At 51.3% G+C, this 6,540-nt stretch carries 6 protein-coding genes; all 6 read right to left on the bottom strand.

The window, feature by feature from the left end:
- A partial coding sequence (locus RBR60_RS15940; RefSeq protein WP_320358618.1) for an SPOR domain-containing protein occupies positions 1 to 794 on the bottom strand: 794 nt, incomplete at its 3' end.
- A 24-nt stretch (positions 795 to 818) separates the two neighbouring features.
- On the bottom strand, positions 819 to 1,742 hold the full coding sequence (locus RBR60_RS15945; RefSeq protein WP_320358619.1) for a tetratricopeptide repeat protein: 924 nt from the start codon (positions 1,740 to 1,742) through the stop codon (positions 819 to 821).
- A gap of 23 nt (positions 1,743 to 1,765) precedes the next feature.
- Positions 1,766 to 2,635, bottom strand: a complete 870-nt coding sequence (locus tag RBR60_RS15950; protein ID WP_320358621.1) for a type II secretion system F family protein — start codon at positions 2,633 to 2,635, stop codon at positions 1,766 to 1,768.
- 138 nt (positions 2,636 to 2,773) lie between these two features.
- Positions 2,774 to 3,736, bottom strand: coding sequence for a type II secretion system F family protein (locus RBR60_RS15955; protein ID WP_320358623.1), 963 nt, complete (start codon positions 3,734 to 3,736; stop codon positions 2,774 to 2,776).
- A 16-nt stretch (positions 3,737 to 3,752) separates the two neighbouring features.
- Positions 3,753 to 5,039, bottom strand: a complete 1,287-nt coding sequence (locus tag RBR60_RS15960) for a CpaF family protein (RefSeq protein WP_320358625.1) — start codon at positions 5,037 to 5,039, stop codon at positions 3,753 to 3,755.
- A gap of 54 nt (positions 5,040 to 5,093) precedes the next feature.
- Complete coding sequence (locus RBR60_RS15965; RefSeq protein ID WP_320358627.1) at positions 5,094 to 6,152, bottom strand: AAA family ATPase; 1,059 nt, start codon at positions 6,150 to 6,152, stop codon at positions 5,094 to 5,096.
- Positions 6,153 to 6,540: the final 388 nt, after the last annotated feature.

Raw genomic sequence — 6,540 nt, forward strand, 5'->3', positions numbered from 1 at the left:
TTGGGAAGGTCCGCTTTTAATCTGGCTGTGATCTTTTCTGCACGGGACCGGTTCAGATACCTGCCGGCCCTTACCCGGTAATAAGGCTTGAAAGGCCCGTCCCGGTCGACCCTGGTGATATAGGGGGAGTCCAGGTTGTTCCCGTTCCCAAGGGCATTCTTTGTGGCGTGCACAGCCTGGTCCAGATCATAGTAGACTCCCAGCTGGATGGTGTAGTAGATGTCGTCCGGCTTCTGGGTGCTGGTGTGGTTCTCCGGCTCAATTTCTCCCAGCCGGGCCAGGGCCAGGGAGAGGTTGTTCTGGAATAGGGGTTTGGTGCTGTCCAGGGAAACCGCCGTCTCAAAGGCTTTTGCCGCAGCTTCCAGCTTTCCCTGGAGCAGGTTGGAATATCCGACGTTGTTGTGCACATAGGCCAGGGCAGGATCGATTTCCAGGGCTTTCTGGTAGGCGTTTCCAGCCAGGTCAAACTCCCGGAGCCGGTCATAGGATACGCCCAGGGCGTTGTAGGCATTGACGTGGTATGGGTCGGCCTGGATCACCTTGATCAGCTGGTCAACCGCCAGCAGGTGCCTGCCTTGCATCTGGAAATGCCGGGCCAGCTCATAGGGTTGAATCGGATAAACAGTGGGCTTAATTTCATGTATTGCTGGATCCGGCTTACCAGTGCTGTCGCCGAAAATATGGACCAGCATGTTTTTGGTCGGGGCACAGCCGGCAAACATAATGAGGAAACCCACGGCAGCCAGAAAAAAAGCCAGTGCGTGTCCCTGCTTTGTGCGTCGTTCAACAGCCATGGTTTGAATCCTCCATTTTTATATTCACCTCTGTTTCAGGGCTTTCTGCAGGTTTTCATGGGCCGTGACATAAAACCTGGGGCTTTCCTCCACCGCTTTTCTAAAATAGGCAGCTGCCCTGTCCCGGTGTCCGTGCTTCAGTAATCCCACCCCGGTGTTGTTGTAGGCCACGGCTATTCCCCCGGCAAGTTTAAAGGCGGTAAATGCTTCCTCATACCGTTCCAGGCCACATAGCGCCCATCCCAGATTGTTGTATACAGTGGCGCGGGAATATCCGTTCACCAAGGCCTGCTGAAACACCTCCACCGCCTCTCGGATCTGACCGCTCCCAGACAGGGACATGCCCAGATTGTTGAGAATCATGCCCTGGTCCGGTCTCAGGGTCAATGCGGTGTTATAGGCCTTTATTGCAGCTGGGTAATTCCTGTTTAGATCATGGATCATGCCCAGGTAATGGTAGGACTGCCACAGCAGGGGGTCATACATCACGGCCTGGTTAAAATACATGGCTGCGGTTTTCAGGTTTTTGGCGGTAAAATGGGCCCGGCCCAATCCCTCCATGGCCGATGCAAGATTTGGCTGCAGCTCAAGGACCTGTTTGAACAGAGCAATGGCATCCTCGGGGTTTTCCGCCTTGAGCTGCACCATCCCCTGTTTGTAAATCAGGTTTGGGTTCTCCGGATTTTTTTCCAGGGCCTTTTCATACTGGGTGTGGGCCATGTAAAAGTTGCCCCGGCTTAGGAACGCATCTCCTAAAGCCTCATATTCATCCACGGACAGGGCGCTGGCTTTTGGCAGGTTTTTTCCAGGCTTGGGCCGGTCTGCATCCGGATCATACCGATATGCTGGCAGATCTTTGAGATGCTTGTAGTCTGGATTGCCGTAAGCGATCTCCGGTGCCCGGGAGATGGTTTTGGTTCCGCATCCTGAGATGAGGATGGTGAACATTATGGCGGCAGCTGTAAATGGTCTCATCGCATGATAAAGTTTTTGTAGATGGAAATGGCGGCCGGTCCGAGGATGACCACAAACAGGGCCGGGAAGATAAATATAAGCAGGGGCAGCAGAATCTTCACCGGCAGTTTGGCTGCTATTTCTTCGGCCATCTGGTATCGCTTGGTCCGGAAAGACTGGGAAAACACCTGCAGCCCCTGGGATGCGCTGGTACCGAACTTGTTTGTCTGGATGAGCATGGTCACAAGGCTGTTCATCTCATCGACGTTGGTGCGTCGGTAAAGGTTTCTCAAGGCCTCGTTACGCGGTTTGCCGGCCCGGATCTCCAGGTTCAGATAGGCGAACTCCCGGGCAAGGTCAGGGTAGGTATCTTCAATTTCTTTGCTCACCTTCAGCATGGCCGCGTCCAGTCCCATGCCGGCTTCCACGCACACCACCATGAGGTCTATGGCATCGGGTAATGCCTTGAAAATGGTGATCTTGCGTTTGTCAGTCTTCTGCTTGAGCCATATATCGGGCAGGTAAAATCCGAACAATGCAGCAATCACAGTGAACAAAATTGTCCTAGGTGTTTCCATGAGCGGGAATAAGGTGAGTCGGATTGCCAGAAATATGCACAGACAAACTAGGGGCAAAAACAGTTTGGCACCGAAAAAGGCGGCTTCAAAGTTTCTGGAATTAATACCGGCCTGGAGAAACTTGATTTTAATGTCTTCGGGATTGGCCAGATCTTGGGATTTCGCCTTTCCCGATCTTTTTGAAAAAAAGCTGAAAAAGGAAACAAACTGGGTGTTTCCCTGTTTTGCCGGGGGCTCGCCAATGCCCGAGTCTTGTTTTAGTCCCCGGGTGTTGTCAGCAAAGCCGCCCTGCTGGATTTTTTGAACCATTTTTCGAGTTTGTTTCTGCCGTCGCACAATCTGAAAGATCCCCATGCATAGCAGAAAGATGGCCACAAAAAACAGCGGAAAAAGAAAGGAGGTCAGATTTTGATCCAATAAATTGGTCATTGTAAGTTTTCCGGATTGTTATACATCGATTGTAACCATGCTGCGCATGATCAGCGATCCTATAACCATGCCTAAACCTGCTACCCACAGCATTAAATGGCCGATGGGCTCCTCTAACAGCGGCTTCATAAATTCGGGTGAGGAGATGAAAATGAACAGCCCGATGACAAACGGGAGCAGGATAAGAATCAGGGCAGACATCTTGCCTTCTGCAGCCAGGGTCCGGACATTGCCCTGAAACCGGAACCGTTCCCGCAACAAATGGGCCAGGCTCGATATCAGATCGGCCAGGTTGCCGCCGCTCTCCCGCTGGATGATCACGGCCATGACAAAAAAGTTCAGCTCCTTGCAGTCCACGCGGCCCATAAGGCTTTTCAGGGCATCGGGTACGCTCACGCCAAAGTTGATTTCATCCAGGGTCTCCTCAAACTCGGTACCCAGGGGGTCTTCAAACTCTTCTGCCGCAAGCTGCAGGCTGCTGGTGAATGAATGGCCGGCCCGCAGGGCCCGGGCGATCAGGTCAAGGCCTTCGTGGAGCTGGGTCTGGAATTTCCGGGCCCGCCGGTTTTTCACGTTTACGAGATAGAGATAGGGCAGCAGAACGGATGCAAGGGCGACCACACTGGATATTACGACATCGTCCCACAGAATCAGGGTGATCATGAAACTGAAGGCTGCCAGAAAAGCCGATAAAAGAAAATATACCCCCAAAGGATATTTCACATTCGCCTGGAGCACCAATTGGTCCATACTTCTGACGGCAGAGGAGGACAAGAGCAGGCGGTTCAGGAAATCTATGTCGCTGAGGCGCCGGTTTTTAACAATATTTCCGGTCTCTGTTTCAACAAAGGTGTATTTCTTGAGCCGGTGCTTGATTTTGGCCCGGCGGTAGGTCTTCATATTCCGGACCCCGTACAGACTCAACTCGATGATCAAAAGGGCCATGAAAAAGATGGCCGCGCTGATGACGATAAAATCCATGCAGACCTCCTGTCAGTTACACTTCAAACCGGAAGGACTCGTTGAACAGGTCCTGGTCGAAGTTAATGCCCGCCACTTTGAACCGGTCTATGAACTTTGGCCGGATTCCGTTGAATTTGAACACACCCCGAACATTGCCCTGTTCATCCACCCGGGTCTGCTGGAATGAAAAAATCTCCTGCATGGTGATCGTGTTGCCCTCCATGCCTGTGATCTCCTGGAGGCTCATGAGCTTGCGCTTTCCGTCCACCAGCCGGGAGACCTGGATCACGATGTTGATGGCTGAACTGATGAATTTCCGAATGAATTCCGTGGGAATGTCAAAATTGGCCATTGCCACCATGGTCTCAAGGCGCATCAGCGCGTCCCTGGGGGAGTTGGCATGCACAGTGGTGAATGATCCTTCGTGGCCTGTGTTCATGGCCTGGAGCATGTCAAAGGATTCCGCACCTCGAATCTCACCCAGGATGATCCGGTCCGGCCGCATCCGCAGGCTGTTTCTTAACAGATCCCGCTGGAGCACTTCACCCCTGCCCTCAATATTGGGGGGCCGGGTTTCCATGCGCACGACGTGCTCCTGCTTGAGCTGCAGTTCCGCTGCATCCTCAATGGTGATTATCCGTTCGTTCTCAGAAATGAACCTGGACAGCACATTGAGCAGGGTGGTCTTGCCGCTGCCGGTCCCCCCGGAAATCAGGATGTTGAGTTTGGCCTTGACCAGCCCCTGGAGAACCGCCTTGAATTCCGGCACCAGGGTCTGTTTTTCCACCAGGTCGTCCAGCTCCAGGGGCACCACGGAAAACCGGCGGATGGAGAGCAGAGGCCCGTCCAGGGCAAGGGGCGGGATCACCGCATTGATCCGGGATCCGTCCTTGAGCCGGGCATCCACCATGGGGGTGGATTCATCAATGCGGCGGCCCACGGAGGAGACGATACGGTCGATGATTTTCATCAGGTGGCCGTTGTCCTGGAATCGGGCATTTGTGTGCTCAAGTTTGCCGAACCTTTCCACATAGATGTGCTGATACGTGTTCACCAGAATATCGGATACGGTATCATCGTTTAAAAACGGCTCCAGAGGTCCCAGTCCCAGGACCTCGTCAATGATTTCCCCTACTATTTTTTCCCGTTCGGAAAAATTCAGAGGCATGCTTCCTGATTCACTTTCCAGGATTTTTTTCGTAACCTGCTTGATCTGACTGACCAGGGTCTCCTTTTCCATGGTATCTATAAGGGACAGGTCCAGAATTTCCAGGAGCCGGGAATGAATTTTGTCCTTAAATTTAAAATATTCATCCGCCATGTATCTTTTGCTGTTGTTATCCTTGATTTGATTTGGCGAGGGGATCTGTGTCATTTAGAAAAACCATCCTTTTTTTTTCCTCTTTTCAGTTCCTTCCGGCAGCAGCGAGTCTGCATAGTCATTATAACATCGGGCAATACTGGATTTGGGTGCACTTTCCTGCAGGGTTTGTCCGGAATTAATGGCGGACATGGTCGTGGAATAATCATTGGGGATCAGCAGACTGATTTTCTGGTTCAACCCCTGTTCCACAGTTTGCAGGTTCACAATTCCTTTTTTGATATACCGGTTCAGGATCAGGTAAAGGTTGGCCTGGTCTGTGTACCCATTCTCCAGCAGTGACTTGATAACCCGGCTGGCATTGGACAGGCAAGGCAGGGTCTGGATGGTGACAATCTCCACCCGGTTGGACATCTTTATGATCTGTAACGCAGAGTCATTCATGGACTGCCCCAGATCAATCACAATGTAGTCATATTTTTTTTTCATCAGTTCCAGCAGGGTTATTATGACCTGGGGCGTTGGCAGGTTTGCCTGTTTTTCCAGGTATCCGGGAGACGCCAGAACATCCAGCCCGCCAGCGGTCCGGGTCAGAACGTTGGACAGGTAAAATTCATCCAGCCGGTCGATGTTTCTGGTGATATCTCCCCAGTGATGTTTGGGGGAAATATTTAGAAACATGGGGATATCGCCGAACACCATATTCATGTCCATGAGGGCCACCGTAAAACCGTTTGGTTTCCGTTTCAGGCTGTCGGCCAGGTTCACCGCAATGGTGGTGGTGCCCACCCCGCCTTTGCTGCTGATCAGGCTGATGATCTGTCCCAGGTGGCCGGTTGTTTTCTGTTGTTTTTTTCCCTGTCGTTCGAGAAACCGGTCCAGGGCCTGGTTAATGGCGGCTTCATCCAACGGAGCCGGCAGAAATTCCTTGACACCGTCGACCCGTAACGCATGGATCAGCACCTGGGGGTCTGAATTCTCCGACACAATGAATACTTCCGTATGGTCAAAGGTTTCAATGTATGCCTGGATCTGTTCCAGATCTTTTTCCCAGTTTTCAGTCAGTTCATGAATGAGAAGGTCAGGTTCGGAGCTGTTCTGGCCAGATTCCACTGAAAATCCATTACTTTCTTTGATGGCACCGGCAACAGTATCAGAAAATTCCCGGGTCTGGATATTTAATTTGACAATGTTTTTTTTTACAGGCATTTGTAACTTGTCTTTTTCACATTCAATGGTTTATAGTTTAATCCACAGTTTAAACACCTCTATGGTCCTTATGTAAAGCTTTCCAGCCCATGGGTTCAGCTTCCTCCAGGTCCCAGATTCAGATTGAAAACCGGTGTGGGCGGTGTTTTTTCCTTAAACCCCTCCTGGTACTTTTTGTCAGTAGTGTCCGGTTAGGTTTTTGCATGTTGTTCTGAAAACTCTTGGTCTTTGACAATGCGTGAACTTTTAAAATTCCCAGAGGCTCGTAGTTCATTTTGAATTTTGATCCGTA

Origin of the sequence: Desulfobotulus sp. (genome assembly GCF_034006065.1) — a bacterium.
In the GTDB taxonomy this organism is placed as follows: Bacteria; Desulfobacterota; Desulfobacteria; order Desulfobacterales; family ASO4-4; genus Desulfobotulus.